We start from the raw sequence: 21,956 nt of genomic DNA on the forward strand, positions 1-21,956 counted from the left end.
AATGACTGAAACATATAAAAACTATATCAATGGCATATGGTCTACGGCAGAAAAAAACGAAACAATAGAAAGTCACAATCCAGCGAATACAGATGAGTTGGTTGGCAAGTTTCAAAGCTCAACTGTCAATGACGTTAATGCTGCAGTTGATGCCGCAAGTTCTGCAAAGTTAGCATGGAAAAAGTGTACAGGAAATGATAGAGGCGATTTGTTGTTTAAAGTAGCAGCTATCATCGAAGGAAGAATAGACGACATTGCATTAACAATGACTAAAGAAATGGGTAAAACACTGGCTGAAGCTCGAGGAGAAACTGCACGAGGGGTAGCAATTTTGAGGTATTATGCAGGAGAAGGAATGCGCTCCATTGGGGATGTAATCCCTTCAACGGATAAGGATGCACTTATGTTTACGACACGCACTCCTTTAGGTGTCGTGGGAGTTATTACACCGTGGAATTTCCCAGTAGCTATTCCAATATGGAAAATGGCACCCGCATTGATTTATGGGAATACTGTTGTTATAAAACCTGCCAGTGAAGCTGCTATAACTTGTGCGAAAATAATTGAGTGTTTCCATGAAGCAGGAATGCCAGAAGGTGTCGTTAACTTCGTATCCGGAGCAGGGTCAGTTATAGGACCGGCTTTATCTGGACATTCGGAAGTAAATGCCATTACTTTCACTGGTTCAAACAGTGTCGGAAAACAACTTGCTCAGAAAGCAGTCGAACGGGGTATCAAGTATCAGCTTGAAATGGGTGGGAAAAACCCAGTCATTGTAACAGAAGACGCTAATCTTGATTTGGCAGTATCGGCAACAATAAGTGGAGGACTCAAATCAACAGGACAAAAATGTACTGCTACAAGTCGAGTTATTGTTCACAGTAGTGTTTATGAAGAATTCAAGAGCAAACTTGTCAAAGAAGTATCAGCCATATCGGTTGGAGACGGTAGTTCAGAAGATACGTGGATGGGACCTTCTGTCAGTCAAACACAGCTAGATACAGTACTGTCGTATATAGATATAGGTAAGAAAGAAGGCGCTGAATTGCTAACCGGTGGTGAAAAAGTTAATGAAAGTAAAGGGTACTTCATCACTCCAGCGGTATTCGACTCGGTCACCTCAGAAATGACAATCGCTCAAGAAGAAATATTTGGACCTGTACTAGCTCTGATGAAAGTCGATTCTATTGAAGAAGCTATTGATCTTGCTAATGATTCAGATTATGGTTTAAGCGCTTCTATATTTACAAGTGACATTTCAAAAATGCTCTCCTTTATCGATGACATGGATGCAGGTCTTGTCAGAATAAATGCTGAAAGTGCTGGAGTAGAACTTCAGGCACCATTTGGTGGAATGAAAAAATCTAGCTCTCATTCAAGAGAGCAAGGAAAAGCTGCGATTGAGTTCTTTACAAACATTAAAACTATTTTTATAAAATAATTTTTTAGTTATACTCTCTAAAGTACGTGAGCTCTAAACATAAAAATTGAGTTGTTGAACCAAGAAGACAGAAAATCGACTTCCGATTTTCTGTCTTCCTTTTTTTACATATTAATTATTTATTTCTTACAACGAATCATAATGAACAGTGGGAAATGGCTGAGTTTTTCGATACGCTCCTCACTGTAGTGTTCAAACACCTCGGGACTCTGCCCCAGGTCCTTGACGTAGTCGATGGAAAGATCATTCTGGATAAGTGAATTTAAAAGTGTTTCAAGCGTATGATGATACTTTTCGACAAATACTCCAATCCCTGACCAATAAGCTCTTCTCGCCCCTTCTTCGAAGTAGTGGTCGACCTTATGGTGGACACCATCGACTTTGATATACGGTGTCTTACCTGCAGTTGTAATTGGATGCTCCATTGTAAAGAGTAGCGTGCCGCCAGGCTCTAGAATCTGTGAGAGTTTCATGCATAGTTGGTTGAAATCTTCCACGTAGTGAAAAACCAGTGAGGCGGTGATGATATCAAATCGCATCCTCCATTCCATCTTAGTGAAGTCACCATGCCGGAAAGTAACATTATCTTGACTGAATTCTTTCTTGCAGTGGTCGATCATGAAAATGGAATTATCGGTACCAGTGACCGATTTTGGAGAATCATTGAGCATGTATGAAATAAGGTGGCCGAGACCGCAGCCGATGTCCAGTATCGTTTTATTGTCGAGGTCAGGAAGTGCACGTTTCATCTCCGGCATCTCGACGACCTGGTTATAACTGAGTGGATTGTTCCGGAGTTCTTTGTACTGGTTGAAAAAATCTTCGTCATTATAGGGCGATTTCATATCTGCTGACTCCCTTCCATTTTTGTTTCTCTATTATATATGAATAGTTTCAGCCAATACAGGTTAAGCAATGATTCCTTTGATCCTGCAGGGGTATACAAAAATATGAGCGCAGAACTAGAAAGGTGGATTATAGATGAAAGTGAGCGAGCAGCATCATGACGCCGATATTATTCTATACACAATGGAAAACAATAGTGGGATGAAAGTTGAAGTCATCAATGTGGGTGCGAGCATCATCGGCATCCACGTGCCGGATCGTGATGGAGTGTTCGGTAATATTGCACTGCAGAATAAGACACTCGAAGAGTACTACGGCAACATGCATCTACTCGGAGCAACCATTGCACCAATTGCGGGCAGGGTGAAAGATGCTGAAATTAAAGTAGACAGTGGCACTTATCCATTGGACAAAAACGAAGGGGCACATGCACTACACAGTGGTGAACTCGGGACACAGAACAAAATCTGGGAAAGTGAAATCGTTGAGGTAGGAGATATTTATAAGCTTCGTTTCCATACGAAGATTGCAGGAAGTTTCCCGGGAAATCCAGAAATATCTTTGCTTTACTCATTGAGTGATGACAATGAGCTGAAGATGGAGTATGAGGTAGATAGCACTGTGGCAACTGCTGTTGCACCGACTAACCACGTATATTTCAATCTAAACAACAATCCAGACCAGACGGTCTCAAACCATATAGTCGAAAGTGATGCAGACAAATACCTAAAGATGGATGAGAACCTGATTCCACTGTCGGTTGAACAGTGCGAGGGAGTATTCGATTTAAGTGAAGGCCAGCGTTTTAGGGACATATTCTCGAGTGACGATGCACAAATCAAGGTCGCAAATGGTGGCTTTGATCACTATTTCTTATTGGATAAGAACGGCCACTTCGAAGTTCGCGAAGAAAACAGTGGACGTAAGGTCAGTATGAAATCGGACTTCCCGGGTCTCATTTTCTATACAGGAAATAATCTGGATGATGGCCTGCCTCTCGCAAATAGGGAACCGAAGCAATATATGGGCTTCTGCATGGAGGCACAACGTTCGCCGGCTGCACAGTATCTGGATCTTGGTTTTGATATTGTCTCACACTGCAAAGAGAAGTGGGAGACGATATTCAGCTTCAGTATAGAAGACGGTGAATAAATTTACAGAGGCGCAGCCATCCAAGTAATGACCTGGGTGGCTACGCCTCTATTTTTATACTTTAACTTAAAACACTTTCTGCAATCATTTCTCCGTGTTTAACAGACCCCGATCGCTTTAGTCTGAAGGTATCTACTTTGTCCGGGGTGTTCGTAATGACCGTGATGATCGTGCTTTCGTATCCTAGAGATAGGGCAGTTTTAATATCCATATCTGCTAGTTTTTCATTTCTATCAATTTTTTGTCCTTCTTTGACGTGGATGTCGAACACGTCCTCTTTCAAGTTTACTGTGTCGATACCCATATGCACGAGCACTTCGATACCATCGTCTGTTTCGATACCTATCGCGTGCTTTGTATCTGTGATCATAGTCACAGTACCTGCAACAGGACTATATATCTCATTGCTTTTTGGCTCTACTGCATATCCTTCACCCATCATTCTTTGTGAGAATACAGCATCGTTTACATTACCAAGCGAAAACAGTTCGCCATCGGTCGTAGCTGCAAACTGTAGATTTGTTGGAGCGCCACCTATCATTTTATCCTCTTCCGCTATTTTCTGTTTGCTTACATTCTCTGTGGCGACTTCACCTTTAGGCACTGCTACGAACTGAGTGACGATAAATGCGAGTACGAAAGTAGCGATACCGACGATTACGTATGTGAGCAACTGGCTGAAATCGTACAAGTACATCAGTGGCGAAAGGATAACGGCAAGCCCATACGAGTTTGCCTGAATACCGAGTAGGGCCAGTATACCGCCACCAAGTGATGAGCAGGCCAGCATGACGAATAAAGCACGCATGCCGGATCTCAGTACCACACCGAAGAGGGCGGGTTCACTAACACCGAGTAGTTGTGTGATGGTTGCGCTGACTCCTGCTGTTTTAAATGATTGCTGCCTGCTCCGTAGTGATAGTGCCAAAGTGACACCAGCGTTTGAAAATCCGTACATCGCCGCTAATGTAATCAGTGGATTGAAACCGGTGGCTGCGAGCATGGAGGTTTCGGCGATGATGAACATATGGTGCAAGCCTGTCATGACTGCCAACGGGTACAAGAAGCCGATTAGGAAACCACCGAGTCCGACGGGCAAACCTATGAACATCGTGACAATGTCTATTCCCACTGTCTCGATTGCTTTCACGACTGGTCCCATGACGAAAAGTGAGATCAGCAGCATGATGATGATGACGAAAAAGGGTGTGAATATCAGGTCTAGTGCATTCGGCATACGCTTGCGTAGAAATTTTTCTATTTTTGCACCGATGATTCCAGCAAAGAGCGCGGTCAGTATGCTTCCCTGGTAGCCTATGATTGGAATATACCCCAATACCATAATCGGGTTGGCATTTCCTTCAGCAACGGCATAGGCGTTCGGAAGTTCGGGAGAAACGAGCATCAGACCAATCAGGAACCCGACAACAGGCGTTCCGCCAAATGTCTTGAACGCACTCCATGTAATGAATGCAGGCAAGAAGGCGAATGCGGTGCTTGTCAGTATATTGACGATGGTATTGAATTCTTCGGGTATCATATCTGGAGACATCCCGAAGAATCCGAGTACGGCTTCATTGAATATGACCCCTTGGAGACCAAGGAATAGACCAGTGGCACCAAGTATCGGAATAATTGGGATGAAGACATCGGCAAGGATTCTGATGGCGCGCTGGAGTCCTTTTTCCTTATTCTCTTTCATCTCATCTTTAGTGCGTTCAGTGAACGTATGCTCATTGTTCATTTCTTCATAGACGTTGTTGACGATACCTGTGCCAAGAATGATCTGATACTGTCCACCTGTATAGAAGACCCCTTTCACTTCATCTATTTCCTGGATTTCCTCATCGTTGATCTTTTTGCGATCATAAACGGACAGTCGCAGGCGGGTGGCACAGTGGGAAACACTCTCGATATTATCTTCTCCAACAGTTTCGACGATTTCTCGAGCTATTTTCTGGTATTTGTTATTTGACATGATCTGCTCTCCAGTCTAGTTCAATTTGATCAGCATCGCTTCATACGGTTTTAAAGTAATGCATGTGTCATTGATCTGCATTGCTTCATAGTTGCTGATGATCGGTGTAGCGGACTGTACATCCATGTCGGTTTCATCATCCGACATGTTGACGATGACCTGCAGGGTCTCTTTTTCGCGTGTTCTATAGTAGCTGATGATGTGGGGCTTTGTATCGTAGATTGGAATGATGTTTCCATAGATCAGAGTGTCTCTATATTGCGATGTATTCCTGGTTGAAATCAGCAGCTTATAGAAACTAAGCAGTGAGCTGGAATCATCTTCTTGGGAAGCAACATTGATCGTTTTATAGTTTTCGTTCATCTCAAGCCAAGGCGTGTGCGTTGAAAACCCTGCGTATTTACTGCAATCCCAATGCATCGGGGTACGGGTGTTGTCTCGGCTGCGGAGATTGACGAAGTGGAGTGCTTCTTCTTTTGAGAATCCTTCGCTCATTGAACGGTAGTAGTTGTCGATGCTTGATATATCGTCAAACTGCTCAATGAATTGGCGGGTGAAGTTGGTAGCACCGATTTCCTGTCCCTGGTAAAGGAAGGGGGTACCACGGAGGAACATATACATCATAGCCAAGGCGCTGCCCCCGAGATAGTTTTGGTATTGCGGTTCTCTAATCAGCTTGGATATTGCTCTAGGTTGATCATGGTTTTCAATGAAGTTGGCGCCCCATCCTACTTTCTGTATTGCTTCTTGGGACTTGAATACCAGATTGCGGAACTCCTCTACCGTCCAATCGGTCCGTTTGAACCAGTCACTGCCCGACTCCACGTCGATATCGGAATATTTGAAGTCAAATATCATAGAAAAATACCCATCTTCCCCGATATAGTCGCCGAATTCCTCATACCCGACACCGGGTGCTTCCCCGACAGTGACACAATCGTACTTGTCAAACGTCTGCGCTTTCAGTTCGTGCAGGAATGCACTGATGCCTGGACGATTCCGCGTCTTGTGTTTACAAGTCACCAGTCCATCAACGCCATCGGCCTCAAGTGAACTGTAGTCCTGATCCTTTTTGATGAAGGTGATGGAATCGATTCTGAATCCTGCGATGCCTCTCTCAAGCCACCAGTTGATCATTTTATAGATTTCTTTGCGTAATTCTGGGTTCTCAAAGTTCAGATCCGGCTGTCGCTTATCAAACGTATGCAGGTAATATGTCTCTTCGTCGCGGACTTTCTCCCATACACTGCCTCCGAATATGGAACGCCAGTTATTGGGTGGTCTGCCATCGACGGATTTTTTGAAAATATAGTAGTCTCGGTATTTGCTGTTTGGATTGGCCAAGGCTTCCTGGAACCATGGGTGGTCGTCGGAAGAATGATTGACCACCAGATCGAGAATGATCTTAACATCCAGTTCTTTTGCTTCTGTAATCAAATTTTCCAAGTCATCGAGCGTGCCGAATTCCGGGTTGATGTCTTGATAGTCGGAGATATCATATCCATTGTCAATCATCGGGGATTTGAAGATCGGACAGATCCAGAGCATCGTTATACCAAGGTCTTTAAGATAGGGAAGTTTCTCCCTAATTCCATTGATGTCTCCAATGCCGTCTCCGTTACTGTCTTTGAAACTTTTCGGGTAAATCTGGTAGATTACTTCTTCTTGCCACCACTGGTTCATACTTTCACTCCTTATAGTATCGATACCATATATGTGATTTTAAAGAATCTGACTAGGCAGATTCTCTTTCGATAATTTTCAGTTGCAATTTTGATGGGTCTACAGTGAATTCCGTTTCTTCTATCGTACTGATAATCAGCGAAGCAGCCTGCTGTCCGAGTGTCTCCATTGGTTGTGCGACCGTTGTCAGAGGGATTTTTGCCAAAGATGAAAATGGTTGGTTATCGAATCCCATTACAGCAATGTCTGATGGCACGTGTATACCAAGCTCCTCAAACTTCTGGATGATGCCGATTGCCACTTCATCACTGCCTGCAAAGATTGCATCAGGGCGGTCCGTTTCGTTCAATCGTGAAAGTTCGGTAGCGATCTGCATACCATCTTCTATTGTATGATTGTTCCTAAAGATCCATCTTTCGTTCAGGTCCATACCTGATGTCTCGAGTGCTTTCAAGTACCCCTTGTTTCTATGCCGTCCGTGACTCTGTTCAGTAAAGTCTCCACCAGTCGAGTAGGCGATGCCGGTATAGCCTTTATCGATTAGGAAATTGATGGCATCATACGTCGCCTGCTCCTGGTTTGTTGTAATGAAATGCAGTAGGTCACTCTTGTAGTCGGTTTGGGTCGATACAACGATGGATCCGTACTTTGTATAGGATTCGACTATATCAAGATCATTTTCCACCGCACACATGATCAGGCCGCTGATTGTTTTTTCTTTCAGCATATCCAAGGTATTTATTTCTTCTTGTTTATCGCCATATGTCTGCATGATGAGCAGACGGTATCCTTGCTCTTTTGCTTTCTTCTCTATCGCATCTACAAGATAGGCGAAATAGGGATTTGTCAGTCTCGAAACGAGGACGCCAATTGTTGTGCCACGATTTGATCGGAGCTGAGTAGCCAGTGCGCTCGGTACGTAATCAAGTGCTTCCATGGCATTCTTTATTTTTTCCTTTTTATCTTCTGAGATATAAGGATGATTGTTCAAATATCTTGATACTGTTGTTACAGATAAGCCTGCTTTATAAGCGACATCTTTGATTGTTGCGATTCAAATCACCTTCTTATATATGTGGTATCGATTTCATAATAATTGAAAGCGTTCTATTAGTCAACCTCCAATCGAAATATATCGGTTCTTTATCCACTGCTGATTTTATCGGTTAAAGAGCAAGTAAGGGTTCAAGATAGAAAGAAAAGCGGATGATAGTCCTGATTGTTTTTTAAATGATAAGCATATATCTTGATATTATCTCGAATTCGAGATAATATGGGTGTAATAATTCTTGGAGGGATTCTATTATGAAAAATGAAAGTCTACTCGGCATCCATCACGTTACAGCAATGACAGATGATGCGGTGAGAAACTACGAGTTCTTTACGAACGTACTAGGTATGCGTTTGGTGAAAAAGACGGTCAATCAGGATGATATCCACACATATCACACTTTTTTTGCGGATGATGTCGGTTCACCTGGCACGGACATGACCTTCTTCGATTTCCCGAATAACCCGAAAGGGTCTCCGGGATCGAACTCGATCTACCGTACCGCATTCAGAGTGCCGAACGATGCTGCGCTCGAGTACTATAGAGATCGCTTCGACCAGTTCGAAGTGAAGCATGATGGCATACAGAATCTGTTTGATAAGAAGGTGCTGCCATTTGAAGAAGCGGATGGTCAGAAATACCAGCTAGTTTCAGATGAAAACAATGCAGGTGTAGCACCAGGTAAGCCATGGAAGAACGGACCTGTGCCTGAAGACAAGGCAATCTATGGTCTTGGGCCGATTGAAATCCACATCAGCTACTATGAAGATTTCAAGCAGGTGTTGATGGATGTCTACGGCATGAAGCTTGTCTCAGAAGAAGCGGATGTGGCGCTGCTCGATGTTGGAGAAGGCGGCAATGGTGGCCAGGTCATCTTAAGAAAAGATGAATCCGGTTCGGCCAGACAAGGATACGGTGAAGTCCACCACGTATCATTCAGAGTTGCCGACCATGAGACAATTAAGAAATGGGAAGCGAAGTACAATGAACGGGGCATGAGACACTCTGGGAATGTCGACCGTTTCTACTTTGAAGCACTCTATACCCGTATCGGCCACATTCTGATCGAGCTGTCCACTGATGGGCCTGGTTTCATGGATGATGAACCATATGAAACACTGGGGGAAAGCCTGGCATTGCCACCATTCCTTGAAGAAAGACGCGAGTACATCGAAGCGCAAGTACGTCCGTTCGATACAACACGTTCTAAATAACCATTACCTTAGGAGGATCTATAATGAAGCATATATACAACGAAACAAAAAAAGGTGCACCGGTATTTGTACTGCTACATGGTACTGGCGGCACGGAGCATGATCTTCTGCCACTTGCTGGAATGCTGAATCCGGAATATAACGTACTCAGTATCCGCGGCAATGTATCGGAAAATGGTATGAACCGCTATTTCAAACGCCATGGTGAAGGACAGTATGATTTAGAAGACCTCGAATACCGGGGGGGGGAACTGCATGATTTCATCATTGAAGCCGCTGAGCAGCACGATTTCGACTTAGAAGATGTCGTATTAGTGGGATTCTCCAATGGTGCCAATATCGCCATCAACTTGATACTCAGAGACTCCTCACAATTCAAAAAAGCTGCGCTATTCGCACCGCTCTATCCAATGACCCTACAAGACAGCAAGGACCTGAGTGACGCGGAGGTTTTCCTTTCACTTGGCAAAGGAGATCCAATTGTGCCTGAGGGAGAGAGTTTAAGAGTCGTCAGCATTTTCGAGGATCGAGGCGCCGATGTCACAACGACATGGGTCAATGGGCACAGTCTACCGCAGGAAGCAGCAGAAAAAGCAAAGGCATGGCTGGACAAGTAACGAGGTGTTTTCATTTCCATTATTCTGACTACTCAGTTATAATAAATGTGAAATAAATAACACATTGGAGGTAATTAGATGCGTGCAGCAGTTTTCTACAATGCAAAAGATATTCGTGTCGAGGATGTGGAAACACCGGAAGTCAATAAGGGTAAGGTGAAGGTCAAAGTTGCATGGGCAGGAATCTGTGGGAGTGATCTGCATGAGTATAATGCAGGACCAATTTTCATTCCTGAAGGCGAGGCGTCTCCGCTGACCGACCAGAAGGCGCCACTTACGATGGGACATGAATTCTCAGGAACCGTCGAAGAGCTTGGTGAGGGTGTAGAGGGACTCAGTGTTGGGGATAAAGTGACAATCAATCCACTGATTACTCAAGGGACACATGAAAACCCGCTCATTGATATGTACAACGGATTTACGTTTGTCGGTCTCGGCAGTGATGGTGGATTTGCGGACTACGTGCTGGTAGATAGAAAAAATGTTGTCAAACTCGATCAGAGTACATCACTTGAGCTCGGCGCGCTTGTTGAACCGACGGCCGTTGCTTTGCAGGCAATCCGGGAGTCAGAGATGCAATTCAGTGATTCCGTGGCAGTGTTTGGAGCAGGGCCGATCGGATTGCTTACAATTATTGCTGCGCGTGCAGCAGGTGCGAAGGACATCTTTGCTTTTGATCTCAGTGACGAGCGACTCAAAAAAGCGAAGGAAGTCGGTGCCACCCATGCCGTCAATTCAGGTAACCAGGACCCAGTTGAGTACATTCATCAGTACTATCCGGATGGCGTTGATCGTACATTCGAAGTCGCCGGTGTCGGCATCACTGTCAACCAGTCCATCAAGGCGACACGTGCTCGTGGGATGGTAACGATCGTCTCCATATTCGAGAAGCCGATTGAACTGAATCCAATGGATCTTACCGCAAGTGGTGTCCGTATTGCTTCCACATTGGCTTATGAGCCAGATATCTTTGAAGCCACTGTGAAAATGATCGAAACCGGTCAGATTGATCCGTTTCCGGTCATTACAGATCATATCGAACTGAACGAAATTGTAGATAAAGGATTCGAAGCATTGCTTAATGATAAGAGCCAGTCGAAGATTCTTGTTAGGCTTGGCGGAGAGAAATAGTACACGTAAAAATAGACAGCTATATTTAGCTGTCTATTTTTAATTCCAATAAGTCAATTGATCAATATTTATATTTAAAACTTATCCAAACAGCAACGTAATAAAAACACCAATCGCTGTTATCAACCCTACGATAGGTCCGCCTTTCTCGTGTGCTTCCGGCATCATTGTAGAGGCAATCATCGCAATAATGGCGCCTGCAGCAAATGAGGAAATAATCGCTTGGGTCGAATCAGATGTCTGTTCAAGGAGCGAATATCCCAAAAGGGCGCTTGCGGCAGAAGCAACGAGAACAAATATCCACATGAACATGATTCTCCGAGTCGTATAGCCGTCTTTTCTCATTCCAGTCGTACTCGATATTCCTTCTGGCAGGTTGCTGATGAATATCGCCACGATCAAAGCGAGACCAACACCGCCACCTTGAGCAATCCCAAGACCGATCATCGCGGTTTCCGGTATGGCGTCCATGACGGTTCCGACAAAAATGGCAAGCCCCGAACTCTCTTTAGAATCTGTTGCTTTTTCATCTTTAAGTCCGGAACGTTTTCGGTGTTTCCCGCCTTTTCGGCTGATGAAGATGTCAAATGCGGTGAAAATAGCAGCTCCGCCCAGGAATCCGAGCGCAATCTCCCATAGCCCGCCCAGTTCTGTTGCCTCTCCTAAAAGTTCAAAACTGACTGCACCAATTAATGCACCAGTTCCAAGTGCCATGATGTAGGCGATTAGTCGTTGCGGCAATGATACGATTAGCACAATGAGCGCGCCGAGTAGATTAGCTGACCCAGCAATCGCCCCCCACATTAACGCAGAAATCATGACTTTAGCCTCCCAACCGTTATCTTTCTGTTACTACCCATTTCGACTTTCGGATTAACCTGTATCTTAAATAATATGCGGTGGTAATCGTAGAATTTCTGAGGTGATGGTTAATACACCATGCATGCCGAAGCTAAGTTCAACCCTACCTACATCTTAAAAGTAAACTTATAATTAACTTATTCAACATTTATCTATATATTGGTAATACATACAGGCAAGAAAACACTTTATGATGAAAGTGAAGGAGGCAGGTGCATGAAAGATATAAACCTAGGACAGAGTATATTGAATCATCGCAAACGTATCGGATATACGCAGTCAGACATTGCGGATTTTCTGAGTATCAGCAAGGCGGCAGTATCAAAGTGGGAAAAAGGGCATTCGTTCCCGGAAATCAATTATCTCGCACGACTGGCTGTATTGTTTGATACGACGCTTGATGAATTGGTCGACTATTCTCCTCAGCTTACAAAACAGCAGATCAGAATTTCGTATCACAAGCTTGCCGAAAACTTCGAAACTGAAAATTACGATGATGCACTGGAATCGGTACGGAGTAATGCACGTCGCTATTACAGTTGCTATCGTTTTCTGACTGTACTCGTGGGACTGCTGCTCAATCATGCTTATTTGAGTGAAGATAAGCAGGCAACGTTCGAACTGGCTAAGCAGTTGATCTTGAGGGTGCTCCAGAACGCTGATTCACTGCACCTAAAGGAACAGGTTACGTTTTTTAGAGCGATGATCCATTTGATTGAACAACAGTCTTCTGAAGCGGTCGATCTGCTTGAGGATGCAACGCTCCCTAAGTTGCCGGCAAGTACCCTTTTGGCTCAGTCCTATCAGATGCAAGGAGACAATCAAAAAGCGAAATCTGTGCTGCAAGTCGAGATCTACCAGAACATTGTTTTCATTATTGGCGACTTTACAATGATGATTAAGAGTGGACTCTACGATGATCTTGAAGTGCTGATTTCAAAAGGTGAAGCGATGGATGAAGCATTCAATCTCAGGGCGCTGCATCCGAATTCGATGCTGAACTTCCACCTCGTCACAGCTATGCAGCTTGTCACCGATAAGGCGCGCTGCTTCCATCATCTCAATGCATTCTTGGAGTCTGTCGAAAATCTGATTAATGACTACTATCTGCATGGTGATGATTTCTTTACAGAAATCGATGACTGGGTGGCAGATTTTGATATTGGCAAGGATGTACCGGTAAATTTCGGTATTGCTAAAGAGCAGTTGGTGAGTGCACTTGTGGACAATCCAATGTTTCTCGGTTTGAAAGACGACATTACGTTTAAGAATATTGTACATAGACTGACAAAAATAGTGGAGGAGAGATGATATGAATATTGAAGTACAAGAATACCTGCCATTTTTGGTTCCGCTGCTTATACTACAGTTGATTCTCGTTGTAACGGCATTGATCATGATCATCCGCCAACAGCACTTCAAATACCTCAACCGGATAGCGTGGATCATCATTGTAATTATACTCAATATTTTTGGACCGATCCTTTACTTTGTACTGGAGCGTAAATGAGATGGATATACTGAGAATAGAGGGACTAAAGAAGACATTCAATGAGAAGGCGGTCATAGATAATCTGAACCTTGTAGTGCAATCCAACGAAATATACGGATTCATCGGCAGTAACGGTGCAGGTAAGACAACGACGATGAAAATGGTCCTCGGTCTGCTTGCGGCAGATGAAGGTGAGATGTACGTATGCGACGAAAAAGTGCGCTTTGGAGACACGCCGACGAACCGCCACGTCGGTTATCTGCCAGATGTACCGGAGTTCTACACTTATATGAATGCGGCCGAATATCTGAAACTGTGTGCTGATATTACGCAGATGGAGAAGTCTGTGCAGAAGGGACGGATTAATGAATTACTTAAGCTCGTGGGTCTTGAAGGTGAGCGTACTAAAATCAAAAACTATTCAAGGGGGATGAAGCAGCGGCTTGGTATTGCCCAGGCACTTATCCACCGGCCGAAACTATTGATTTGCGATGAGCCGACTAGCGCTCTGGATCCAAAAGGACGCACGGAGATACTTAGAATTTTAAAAGAGATTACCAAAGAGACCACGGTCATATTTTCCACCCACATACTGACCGATGTCGAACGGATTTGCGACAAGGTGGGCATTCTCTATGAAGGAAGAATTGTAAAATCCCTTGATCTGAATCAGGCATCCTTCGGTGAGAAGGGGATTGTTATTGAACTCAGTGAAGATGAATACCAAACATTAGAACCACTACTCGATATCACCCATATAGAAGGCACGGCATACACTATAGCGAACCATAGCCTCGAAGAAATATACAATACACTGCATGCTCATGGAATTTATCCTTCAAAGATTGCAAAAGAGCATAAGTCGCTCGAAGATGTGTACTTGGAGGTGACGTCATGAATCAGGTCTTAGCACTATTCTTTAAAGAACTCGTCGAATCGTGGCGCAATTTCAAACTTGTAGCTTTCCTTGTTGTATTCATCATCATCGGTGTACTTAGCCCTTTTACGGCGCTCATCCTGCCAGATATCCTTGAGCGGGTCATGAAGGATTCAGGCATCATGGCTGAGATTCCCGAACCGACAGCTCTGGATTCCTATACTCAATTCTTCACCAATATGAACCAGCTTGGGCTGGTTGTGTTCATCATTTTATTCGGCAATATCCTCACTCATGAGTTCAGTCGCAATACGCTTTTGAATTTGGTGACCAAAGGCTTGAAGCGGACAAACGTCATTATCGTAAAATCGGCGTTCATGGTGTGCACCTGGACGTTAGGATACGTAGTTAGTGCGCTGGTGACATATGCCTATACAGTGTATTACTGGGATGAGGCGGTCAATCATCTATTCTTATCTTTTGTGATGACGTGGATCTATGGTGTATTCGTCATCAGTCTGCTCATGCTTGCATCGACACTATTCGCGAGTAGTTTCATTGCAGTGCTACTCAGTGTCGTCACTGTCGTCATCGTGATGATGATGGTTGGCATCCATCCCGATTTGGCAAGTTATCTGCCACAATATCTGATCGGCAATAACATTGACCTGCTCGCTGGTAGAATCGGGGCGGAAGATATTTTATGGTCTTCTGTCATCACGGTAATTTTATCGTTGGTCCTCTTTATCGTTGCTTTGCTCAGATTTAAGAAAATGCAGATGACCTGATAACACATATTTAAAAATTACTATAATACAATGACCCCTTTCATTGGCCTATGCCAGACAATGAAAGGGGTCATCTTTTCAGCGGGTATCGGACACTTGGTGTCCGACATCATTCATGGTTGTATATTCAATTTTAATACGGTTCCGATTCGTTACCTTTATCGACTGCTTCTGCTGAAGCTTCCTGCTGGCTCTTAGTGCCTTTTCCATATCTAGACTGCTCTCCGGCCTCACGACCCGGCAACTCTGCTTCTTGCATTTCTTTTGCTTCCTGTGTTTTCTGCTCGATACCTTCTTTGACGCGTCGGCCGTATTCTTCATCAGCCTGACTGAAATGATGGATCATCGCTTCTTGGATGCGTTCGTCACATTGAGAGAGTACATTGGAGAGATTGCTGATTAACTCTTCTCGTTCCCAATCAGCGAGGTTGCGATAGGTCTCACCAGCCTGACCATAGTTGTTCGGACGATCGATCGGTTTGGTCATTGCCGCCGCATTGTATGTCGGCTGGTGCTGAGGTGCTTTCTCCTCTGCTTCCTCGAGTCCGCCAATCATAGACGGTTCGTAGTTGATGCTTGGGTCACCGCTACCTTCTTCTTGTTTACGATGGTCCAGCTGACCACGGTGCTGATTGGTACGCACTTTATTTCTTGGTGCATTAACAGGTACTTGGAGGTAGTTGGCACCGACACGATAGCGCTGGGTATCGGAGTAGGAGAACGTCCGTCCGATCAGCATCTTATCATCGGAGAAGTCCATACCATCAACGAGAACGCCTGTACCGAAAGATGCCTGCTCGATCTGTGCGTGGAAGTCTGTTGGATTCTCATCGAGTACCATGCGGCCGACAGGCAGCCAAGGGAACTGGTCTTCCGGCCAGAGTTTTGTATCATCCAGCGGATCGAAATCGAGTTCTTCATGATAGCCGTCCTCCATGATCTGGACATACAGCTCCCATTCGGGATAGTCTCCACGTTCAATCGCCGCATAGAGATCTTGCGTCGCATGGGCGACATTTTTCGCTTGGATGTACGATGCATCTTCCTGGGTCAGATTGCGGATTCCCTGTTTTGGTTCCCAGTGGTACTTGACGAGTACAGCTTCGCCCTCGTCATTGACCCATTTGTACGTGTTGACGCCGGATCCTTGCATATGCCGGTATGTCGCAGGGATTCCCCATGGAGAGAACAGGAAAGTAATCATATGGGTTGCTTCCGGTGAACGGGAAACAAAGTCGAACATCCGTGTCGGATCTGGAACGTTGGAGACAGGGTCGGCTTTGAAGGCGTGGATCATGTCTGGGAATTTCATGGCATCACGGATGAAAAAGATTTTAAGGTTGTTGCCGACGAGGTCCCAGTTGCCGTCCTGAGTATACATTTTTACAGCAAATCCTCTCGGATCACGTTCTGTTTCCGGTGAATCTTTGGATCCGGCCACAGTAGAGAATCGCACCATAAGCGGCGTCTTCTTGCCTTCACCCGAAAATACTTTGGCGCGTGTATATTTTTCGACTGGCTCGTCACCGACTTTGCCGTACGTTTCGAAATAGCCGAAAGCACCTGTGCCGCGAGCATGCACGACACGCTCTGGTACTTCTTCACGATCAAAGTGTGAAATTTTCTCAAGGAAATGGTAGTTTTCCATTGTGGCCGGTCCGCGGTCCCCGATGGTGCGTAAATTCTGATTATCTGTCACAGGTCTTCCCTGACGGGTTGTCAGTGTATCGCGTTTCACTTCTTTTTCGCGTGGAATCTCGGAATCTTTCTGGTAGTTCTTATCTGCCAAAATCAAAACCTCCTATGAATTAATCGTTTAACCAAATACGTAATGGCACCGAAAACACATCAGTCGGATAGGCTGTAGTTTATAATTCTTCTAATCTGTACACTTTCAAGTATAGATTCTGAAATATCTAAAATCAAATGATACGCAAAATATTAGATGGCTATTAAGGGACTTGGGTATAAGCGTTTGTATTTTTACAAATGTGGTAGAAGAAAAACTATCAAAATTAGAATGAAGGGAGCACATTCCATGAATCATCATATACCCGAGAAAATATTGTCGGATGGGCTACATATACCATCCATAGGATTTGGAACGGCAAAATTGAATGGACACGAAGCTGTTGAGGTAGTGCAAAACGCCATTAGGTCCGGCTACAGGCTGATAGACACGGCTTTCAATTACGATAACGAGGGCGCTGTGGGAGAGGCGATTAGGCGCTCACCGGTATCAAGGTCGGAAATTATGGTCACCTCAAAGCTACCAGGTCGCTACCATTCATATGAAGAGGCAGTTAAGGCAATTCAAGAGTCGCTATTACGTACAGGTCTTGATTATTTTGATTTGTATCTGATCCATTGGCCGAACCCCGAGCAGGATAATTACGTAGAAGCCTGGCAAGCTTTGATCGATGCCAGACGATGGGGATTGGTACGCTCGATTGGCGTATGCAATTTTCTGCCCGAGCATCTCGATAATCTGAAGGAGAAAACCGGGGTACTGCCGACCCTCAACCAAATTGAAATGCATCCTTACTTCATCCAGGAAACCCAGCGCAGTTATCATGACGAGAATGGAATCCTGACGGAAGCGTGGAGCCCATTGGCGCGTGCTCGAGAATTGCAGGATGACCCTGTACTTGCAAAGGTTGCTGAAAAGCATGGGAAATCTACGGCTCAGATTGTCCTGCGTTGGCATTATCAACTGGGAACAATCACTATTCCAAAAGCCTCTTCCCCTGAGCGCCAGATGGAGAATCTTTCGATATTCGACTTTGAACTGGATGATGAAGATATTAATCGTATCTCCAGTTTGACCAAGGAAGACGGAAGGATCGACGATCAGAATCCGGCGACATATGAAGAATTCTAAGTCAGAGACTTAGAATTAAACACTCAATAGAACGGCTGCCCTATCAATCAGGGCAGCCGTTTTATTAGGTGGGGTAAAATACGGGATTTGCATGTAAAAGTTCTAGGAATATACGCGATCGATAGTAGATTTCAGTCGGCGATAAGAGAAGTCTGCAACAGTCTGCTGATCCATCTCCCAGTATTCTTCTCGGAACAGTTCCAGACTTGTCATCCGGTCGTAGCCGATGTTTTTTAGTTCACGTCCAATCTCATCCAATGATGCGACACCCTCATCTGGGAGTAGACGCATGTTATCTTCTAGATTTGAGAGACTTTCATCCGGTGCATCGTTGAACTGCACGATGAACAAGTTTTCTACATTCAACTTACTGATGACTGAGGCAGGACTTCCGCTTTTATGAAAATGAAACACATCGATGGCAAGCCCAATATTATCGCGGTCCACTTGCTCAATGATGTTATTGGCAAGTTCGAGGTTATTTACCGAACTGTCTTCACCGCCGATGAATTCAACTGCCAATTTTATACCGTATTGACTGGCTATGTCGGACATTTCCCTAAGCATCCTGACACTATCATCAATGATGACCTGTTTGGTCGTCTTTTCTTCGAGCATGCTCGGTACGGCAACTACGTATGAAGAGCCAGCAGCCTGTGCAATCTCGCACCATTTTTTCGTGTCTTCCAGCACCTCCTGGCGCTCATTTCCCTGCTTCAAGTTGAAGAATTCGATAGCATTCACTGCGTCCGGTCTGGCGGTGGAATTTTTGAATAGACGCCCCAAGTCTTCCAATGAATGATCTTTCAGAAAAGCTTCCAACTTGTATGTACGCATTTCCAATAGATCAAATCCCGCTTGCTCTGCCACTTTTACGTCTTGCTCTAACGTGCACGGGTCCGTGGTAGAACCATTCAATCCAATTTGCATGATTTTCTCTCCTTTGTTATCCACGATTGTATAAGTACTTGCACCTGCTCTGATTATCTGACACACAGCACATGCAGTGTATCTTTAATGGGAGAAACACATATCACACATTCTACCCACTGCCGAATGTGATAAACACCCCAAATAACCACGAGAAAGACCTTGCGCTTTATTACGGAATTTGAAATAATATCATGTATTGTTTGAAAATTTTTAAAAGGAGGTCTTTTATGCAGGAGAAAGAAAAAACAGGGATGTTCAATCGATTTCTGAATGTCATTGAACGTCTCGGTAATAAGTTGCCGGACCCGATTGTTTTGTTCATCATACTGATGCTTGCGATACTGGTCGCTTCGTTTTTTGCAGGAATGGCAGGCCTTGAAGCGGAGAATCCGGCGGACGGCGAGACAATCCAGGCTGTCAATCTCCTGTCTGGCAGTGGGATGGTACAAATATTGACTGAGGCCATTAACAATTTCAGTGCGTTTCCACCGCTTGGTATGGTGCTCGTTGTCATGATTGGCATCGGACTGTCTGAAAAGTCTGGGTATTTCGAGACTGCCATGAGGCGGGCAATTGAAGTATCTCCCCAAAAGCTTATGTTGCCGGCCATCATACTCGTCGGTATCATCGGCAACGTGGCAGGGGACGCGGGCCCAATCATCCTGCCGCCGATCGCTGCAATGGTGGTCATGCGCCTCGGCTATCATCCATTCGTCGGTCTGGTTATGGCCTATGCCGCGTCATTAGGTGCATTTTCAGCGAATGTCATCCCAGGGATGTCTGAAGCGCTGGCTATGGCGTTCACTGTACCAGCAGCACAGATTCTCAACCCGGAGTATACCGGTAACTTGCTGATGAACTACTATTTTACAGCTGTAGCGACACTCTTTTTGCTCATCATCATCTTTTATGTGACGAAGAAGATTACGATTCCGCGTCTTGGTACGTATGAGGGGCAGGAGATGGCGAACAATGAACCGTTAAAACCAAAAGAAGTGACTGCGCTCAGATGGGCCAACGTTTCAGTGGTTTTGACAGCCGTCTTTTTCATGGTCTTCGTAATTCCCGAGGATGGTATCCTGCGTAATCCGGAAACAGGCTCAATTGTGCAGGAATCGCCGTTCATGGACTCGATTGTATTTATTCTGACGATCCTGTTCTTTGTTCCCGGCTTAGTCTATGGACTTGTGGCTGGTACACTGCGTACATCGAAAGATTTCGGGCGTATGCTGAGTGATGCCATGGGGACGATGGGAAGTTATATTGTATTGGTGTTCTTCGCGGCACAGATGCTTGCTTATTTCAACTGGAGCAATCTCGGCCCGATCATCGCCATCAAAGGGGCTAACTTGCTCGAAACGATGAATGTTTCTGGCATTCCGTTGTTCATCGGTTTCATCATTCTGGCAGGACTGATCAATATGATGATCGGCAGTGCTTCGGCAAAGTGGGCGATTCTGGCACCAGTATTTGTACCGATGTTCATGTTGCTCGGATATGATCCGGCGCTTACACAGTTGCTCTATCGTATCGGTGATTCCTTCTCGAATCCAGTGACTCCGATGTTGCCATATTTGCCACTGTTGCTGGCGTTTGCCCAGAAATACGATAAAAATGCAGGGCTTGGGACGCTTATAGCTGCCTTGCTTCCATACGCCATCGTTCTGTTTTTCGCTTGGACGCTTCTACTCATTGTATGGTACCTGCTCGGGATACCGTTAGGTGTCGATGGTCCGATCTATCTGCCTGAATCTTAAACTAAAATTATGTGAGGAGTGGAAAAATGAATGTAGATCAGCAAATTGAAGGTGTAATGGAAGAAGTGATTTCCTGGCGCCGTACCATGCACCGTCATCCGGAGATTTCGTTTGAGGAGCACTGGACGAGCAACTATATCGCACAAGAGCTTGGGAAGATCGGTAATATTGAAATTTCAAGACCAACAGAAACAAGTGTGCTCGGTATCGTGAAAGGCGCCACCCCCGGTCTTAAGGTCGGTTTACGTGCCGACATCGATGCGCTCCAGATTAATGAAGAACGGGACGATATTGATTTCATCTCAGAAAATGAAGGTGCGATGCATGCGTGCGGTCATGATGGTCATGCGGCAATACTGCTTGGAGCAGCGAAAGTGCTCGTTGAAAATATCGATGCTCTCCATGGGGAAGTGTATCTGATTTTCCAACATGCAGAAGAAGTGCCGCCAGGCGGAGCAGCTGAAATGGTTGCGACAGGTTTATTCGACGACCTCGATTTCATTTATGGACAGCACCTCTTTACACCCATTGCGACGGGTCAAATCGGTATTAAAAGTGGATCGATCACTTCGAACTCGGATAGCTTCGATCTTAGGATCCAAGGCAGCGGGGGACATGCCTCCCAACCGGAGAATGCCATTGATCCGATTACCATCGGTGGTCAGATTCTAAACCAGTTCCAGACGATTGTTTCGCGGATCACGTCACCGCTCGATTCTGTTGTCATCTCGACGACAAAATTCCATGCCGGCAGTGCAAAAAACATCATACCGGATACAGCGATGCTCGAAGGCAGTGTCCGAACACTAAGTGATGAGACAAGAGCTGTGGTTGCTGAAAGGATGGAGAAAGCAGTGGAAAGTATTTGTGCCATGTATGGTGCGACCTATGACTTCTCATTCAATATTGGTTATTCGGCAGTCGTCAATGATTCACTAACGACAGACAAGGTGAAGGAAATTGCTGAACAAAAATTCGGAGACAAAGTGTTTGAATTTCCACTTGCTATGGGTGGTGAGGACTTTTCTGCATTCTCCAGAATCATACCTGCAACTTATGCATGGATCGGTGCTGGCAATAAGGAGAAAGATATGGAGTACCCGCATCACCATCCAAAATTCGGCATTGATGAAGCGGGGTTCATCGATGGTGTCAAAATGATGGTGTATACTGCACTTGAAATGTCGAAAGAATAGTATATGAAGAAGGCTGATTTGCGAATGTGTACCATTCGCAAATCAGGCTTCTATTTTT

19 protein-coding genes are annotated in these 21,956 nt (G+C 44.9%); 12 read left to right on the forward strand and 7 right to left on the reverse strand.

Translation table 11 applies throughout. The annotated features are described in order from the left end of the window. Window position 1 precedes the first annotated feature (1 nt). The gene (gene gucD / locus ACFOJ8_RS01460; protein WP_380651684.1) at window positions 2-1,441 is read left to right on the forward strand and encodes an alpha-ketoglutaric semialdehyde dehydrogenase GucD; all 1,440 of its coding nucleotides are present in this window, start codon (window positions 2-4) and stop codon (window positions 1,439-1,441) included. Window positions 1,442-1,560: 119 nt separating this feature from the next. Here gucD and ACFOJ8_RS01465 read toward each other — a convergent pair whose 3' ends face one another. Further along, complete coding sequence (locus tag ACFOJ8_RS01465) at window positions 1,561-2,286, reverse strand: class I SAM-dependent methyltransferase (protein WP_380651687.1); 726 nt, start codon at window positions 2,284-2,286, stop codon at window positions 1,561-1,563. 136 nt (window positions 2,287-2,422) lie between these two features. On the opposite strand from ACFOJ8_RS01465, the gene ACFOJ8_RS01470 reads away from it, so the two are divergent. Continuing rightward, a complete protein-coding gene (locus ACFOJ8_RS01470; protein WP_380651690.1) occupies window positions 2,423-3,439 on the forward strand; it encodes an aldose epimerase family protein in 1,017 nt (338 codons plus the stop codon). A 61-nt stretch (window positions 3,440-3,500) separates the two neighbouring features. Here ACFOJ8_RS01470 and ACFOJ8_RS01475 read toward each other — a convergent pair whose 3' ends face one another. The 3 genes from ACFOJ8_RS01475 to ACFOJ8_RS01485 are packed head-to-tail and all read right to left on the reverse strand — an operon-like array spanning window position 3,501 to window position 8,154. Further along, entirely contained in the window at window positions 3,501-5,417 is a 1,917-nt protein-coding gene (locus ACFOJ8_RS01475) for a PTS beta-glucoside transporter subunit IIBCA (RefSeq protein ID WP_380651693.1), read from the reverse strand. 15 nt (window positions 5,418-5,432) lie between these two features. Beyond that, the gene (locus ACFOJ8_RS01480; protein WP_380651695.1) at window positions 5,433-7,100 is read right to left on the reverse strand and encodes an alpha-glucosidase; all 1,668 of its coding nucleotides are present in this window, start codon (window positions 7,098-7,100) and stop codon (window positions 5,433-5,435) included. A 52-nt stretch (window positions 7,101-7,152) separates the two neighbouring features. After that, window positions 7,153-8,154 (reverse strand): LacI family DNA-binding transcriptional regulator, encoded by a 1,002-nt coding sequence (locus tag ACFOJ8_RS01485; RefSeq protein ID WP_380656971.1) that lies wholly within the window; start codon window positions 8,152-8,154, stop codon window positions 7,153-7,155. A 251-nt stretch (window positions 8,155-8,405) separates the two neighbouring features. Here ACFOJ8_RS01485 and ACFOJ8_RS01490 point away from each other — a divergent pair, with 251 nt between their 5' ends. From ACFOJ8_RS01490 to ACFOJ8_RS01500, 3 genes are all read left to right on the forward strand, one after another. Beyond that, window positions 8,406-9,365 carry a ring-cleaving dioxygenase gene (locus tag ACFOJ8_RS01490; RefSeq protein ID WP_380651697.1) on the forward strand — a complete coding sequence of 320 codons (960 nt, stop codon included), beginning with the start codon at window positions 8,406-8,408 and terminating at the stop codon, window positions 9,363-9,365. Between the two features lie 23 nt (window positions 9,366-9,388). Next, window positions 9,389-9,982 (forward strand): alpha/beta hydrolase, encoded by a 594-nt coding sequence (locus tag ACFOJ8_RS01495; RefSeq protein ID WP_380659872.1) that lies wholly within the window; start codon window positions 9,389-9,391, stop codon window positions 9,980-9,982. A 78-nt stretch (window positions 9,983-10,060) separates the two neighbouring features. After that, window positions 10,061-11,113, forward strand: coding sequence for a 2,3-butanediol dehydrogenase (locus tag ACFOJ8_RS01500; RefSeq protein WP_380651699.1), 1,053 nt, complete (start codon window positions 10,061-10,063; stop codon window positions 11,111-11,113). Between the two features lie 81 nt (window positions 11,114-11,194). Here the strand turns inward: ACFOJ8_RS01500 and ACFOJ8_RS01505 are convergent, their stop codons facing one another. Next, window positions 11,195-11,932 (reverse strand): ZIP family metal transporter, encoded by a 738-nt coding sequence (locus ACFOJ8_RS01505; RefSeq protein WP_380651700.1) that lies wholly within the window; start codon window positions 11,930-11,932, stop codon window positions 11,195-11,197. A 258-nt stretch (window positions 11,933-12,190) separates the two neighbouring features. On the opposite strand from ACFOJ8_RS01505, the gene ACFOJ8_RS01510 reads away from it, so the two are divergent. The 4 genes from ACFOJ8_RS01510 to ACFOJ8_RS01525 are packed head-to-tail and all read left to right on the forward strand — an operon-like array spanning window position 12,191 to window position 15,131. Beyond that, entirely contained in the window at window positions 12,191-13,285 is a 1,095-nt protein-coding gene (locus ACFOJ8_RS01510; RefSeq protein ID WP_380651703.1) for a helix-turn-helix domain-containing protein, read from the forward strand. A 1-nt stretch (window position 13,286) separates the two neighbouring features. Continuing rightward, window positions 13,287-13,484 carry a PLDc N-terminal domain-containing protein gene (locus tag ACFOJ8_RS01515; protein ID WP_380651706.1) on the forward strand — a complete coding sequence of 66 codons (198 nt, stop codon included), beginning with the start codon at window positions 13,287-13,289 and terminating at the stop codon, window positions 13,482-13,484. Between the two features lies 1 nt (window position 13,485). Further along, window positions 13,486-14,364 carry an ABC transporter ATP-binding protein gene (locus ACFOJ8_RS01520; RefSeq protein WP_380651708.1) on the forward strand — a complete coding sequence of 293 codons (879 nt, stop codon included), beginning with the start codon at window positions 13,486-13,488 and terminating at the stop codon, window positions 14,362-14,364. After that, entirely contained in the window at window positions 14,361-15,131 is a 771-nt protein-coding gene (locus tag ACFOJ8_RS01525; protein WP_380651711.1) for an ABC transporter permease, read from the forward strand. The genes ACFOJ8_RS01520 and ACFOJ8_RS01525 overlap by 4 nt, the downstream gene beginning before the upstream one ends. Before the next feature lie 133 nt (window positions 15,132-15,264). Here the strand turns inward: ACFOJ8_RS01525 and ACFOJ8_RS01530 are convergent, their stop codons facing one another. Next, window positions 15,265-16,920 carry a catalase gene (locus ACFOJ8_RS01530; protein ID WP_380651713.1) on the reverse strand — a complete coding sequence of 552 codons (1,656 nt, stop codon included), beginning with the start codon at window positions 16,918-16,920 and terminating at the stop codon, window positions 15,265-15,267. Window positions 16,921-17,169: 249 nt separating this feature from the next. Between ACFOJ8_RS01530 and ACFOJ8_RS01535 the strand changes: the two genes are divergently transcribed. After that, window positions 17,170-18,012 (forward strand): aldo/keto reductase, encoded by an 843-nt coding sequence (locus tag ACFOJ8_RS01535; RefSeq protein ID WP_380651716.1) that lies wholly within the window; start codon window positions 17,170-17,172, stop codon window positions 18,010-18,012. Between the two features lie 102 nt (window positions 18,013-18,114). Here ACFOJ8_RS01535 and ACFOJ8_RS01540 read toward each other — a convergent pair whose 3' ends face one another. After that, window positions 18,115-18,942: a sugar phosphate isomerase/epimerase family protein gene (locus ACFOJ8_RS01540; RefSeq protein ID WP_380651719.1), complete on the reverse strand. Its 828-nt coding sequence runs from the start codon at window positions 18,940-18,942 to the stop codon at window positions 18,115-18,117. Window positions 18,943-19,172: 230 nt separating this feature from the next. Between ACFOJ8_RS01540 and ACFOJ8_RS01545 the strand changes: the two genes are divergently transcribed. Together ACFOJ8_RS01545 and ACFOJ8_RS01550 are read left to right on the forward strand one after the other, a co-directional pair. Next, the gene (locus ACFOJ8_RS01545; protein WP_380651721.1) at window positions 19,173-20,702 is read left to right on the forward strand and encodes an AbgT family transporter; all 1,530 of its coding nucleotides are present in this window, start codon (window positions 19,173-19,175) and stop codon (window positions 20,700-20,702) included. A gap of 26 nt (window positions 20,703-20,728) precedes the next feature. Then, a complete protein-coding gene (locus ACFOJ8_RS01550; RefSeq protein WP_380651724.1) occupies window positions 20,729-21,898 on the forward strand; it encodes a M20 metallopeptidase family protein in 1,170 nt (389 codons plus the stop codon). Window positions 21,899-21,956 lie beyond the last annotated feature (58 nt).

The sequence above is a fragment of the Salinicoccus sesuvii genome, assembly GCF_042648145.1.
GTDB lineage: Bacteria > Bacillota > Bacilli > Staphylococcales > Salinicoccaceae > Salinicoccus > Salinicoccus sesuvii.

Coding starts and splice junctions, on each gene's coding strand:
- gucD (WP_380651684.1), top strand. CDS start 2: ATGACTGAAACATATAAAAACTATATCAATGGCATATGGTCTACGGCA.
- ACFOJ8_RS01520 (WP_380651708.1), top strand. CDS start 13,486: ATGGATATACTGAGAATAGAGGGACTAAAGAAGACATTCAATGAGAAG.
- ACFOJ8_RS01505 (WP_380651700.1), bottom strand. CDS start 11,932: ATGATTTCTGCGTTAATGTGGGGGGCGATTGCTGGGTCAGCTAATCTA.
- ACFOJ8_RS01540 (WP_380651719.1), bottom strand. CDS start 18,942: ATGCAAATTGGATTGAATGGTTCTACCACGGACCCGTGCACGTTAGAG.
- ACFOJ8_RS01525 (WP_380651711.1), top strand. CDS start 14,361: ATGAATCAGGTCTTAGCACTATTCTTTAAAGAACTCGTCGAATCGTGG.
- ACFOJ8_RS01535 (WP_380651716.1), top strand. CDS start 17,170: ATGAATCATCATATACCCGAGAAAATATTGTCGGATGGGCTACATATA.
- ACFOJ8_RS01510 (WP_380651703.1), top strand. CDS start 12,191: ATGAAAGATATAAACCTAGGACAGAGTATATTGAATCATCGCAAACGT.
- ACFOJ8_RS01465 (WP_380651687.1), bottom strand. CDS start 2,286: ATGAAATCGCCCTATAATGACGAAGATTTTTTCAACCAGTACAAAGAA.
- ACFOJ8_RS01495 (WP_380659872.1), top strand. CDS start 9,389: ATGAAGCATATATACAACGAAACAAAAAAAGGTGCACCGGTATTTGTA.
- ACFOJ8_RS01470 (WP_380651690.1), top strand. CDS start 2,423: ATGAAAGTGAGCGAGCAGCATCATGACGCCGATATTATTCTATACACA.
- ACFOJ8_RS01480 (WP_380651695.1), bottom strand. CDS start 7,100: ATGAACCAGTGGTGGCAAGAAGAAGTAATCTACCAGATTTACCCGAAA.
- ACFOJ8_RS01545 (WP_380651721.1), top strand. CDS start 19,173: ATGCAGGAGAAAGAAAAAACAGGGATGTTCAATCGATTTCTGAATGTC.
- ACFOJ8_RS01500 (WP_380651699.1), top strand. CDS start 10,061: ATGCGTGCAGCAGTTTTCTACAATGCAAAAGATATTCGTGTCGAGGAT.
- ACFOJ8_RS01515 (WP_380651706.1), top strand. CDS start 13,287: ATGAATATTGAAGTACAAGAATACCTGCCATTTTTGGTTCCGCTGCTT.
- ACFOJ8_RS01475 (WP_380651693.1), bottom strand. CDS start 5,417: ATGTCAAATAACAAATACCAGAAAATAGCTCGAGAAATCGTCGAAACT.
- ACFOJ8_RS01550 (WP_380651724.1), top strand. CDS start 20,729: ATGAATGTAGATCAGCAAATTGAAGGTGTAATGGAAGAAGTGATTTCC.
- ACFOJ8_RS01490 (WP_380651697.1), top strand. CDS start 8,406: ATGAAAAATGAAAGTCTACTCGGCATCCATCACGTTACAGCAATGACA.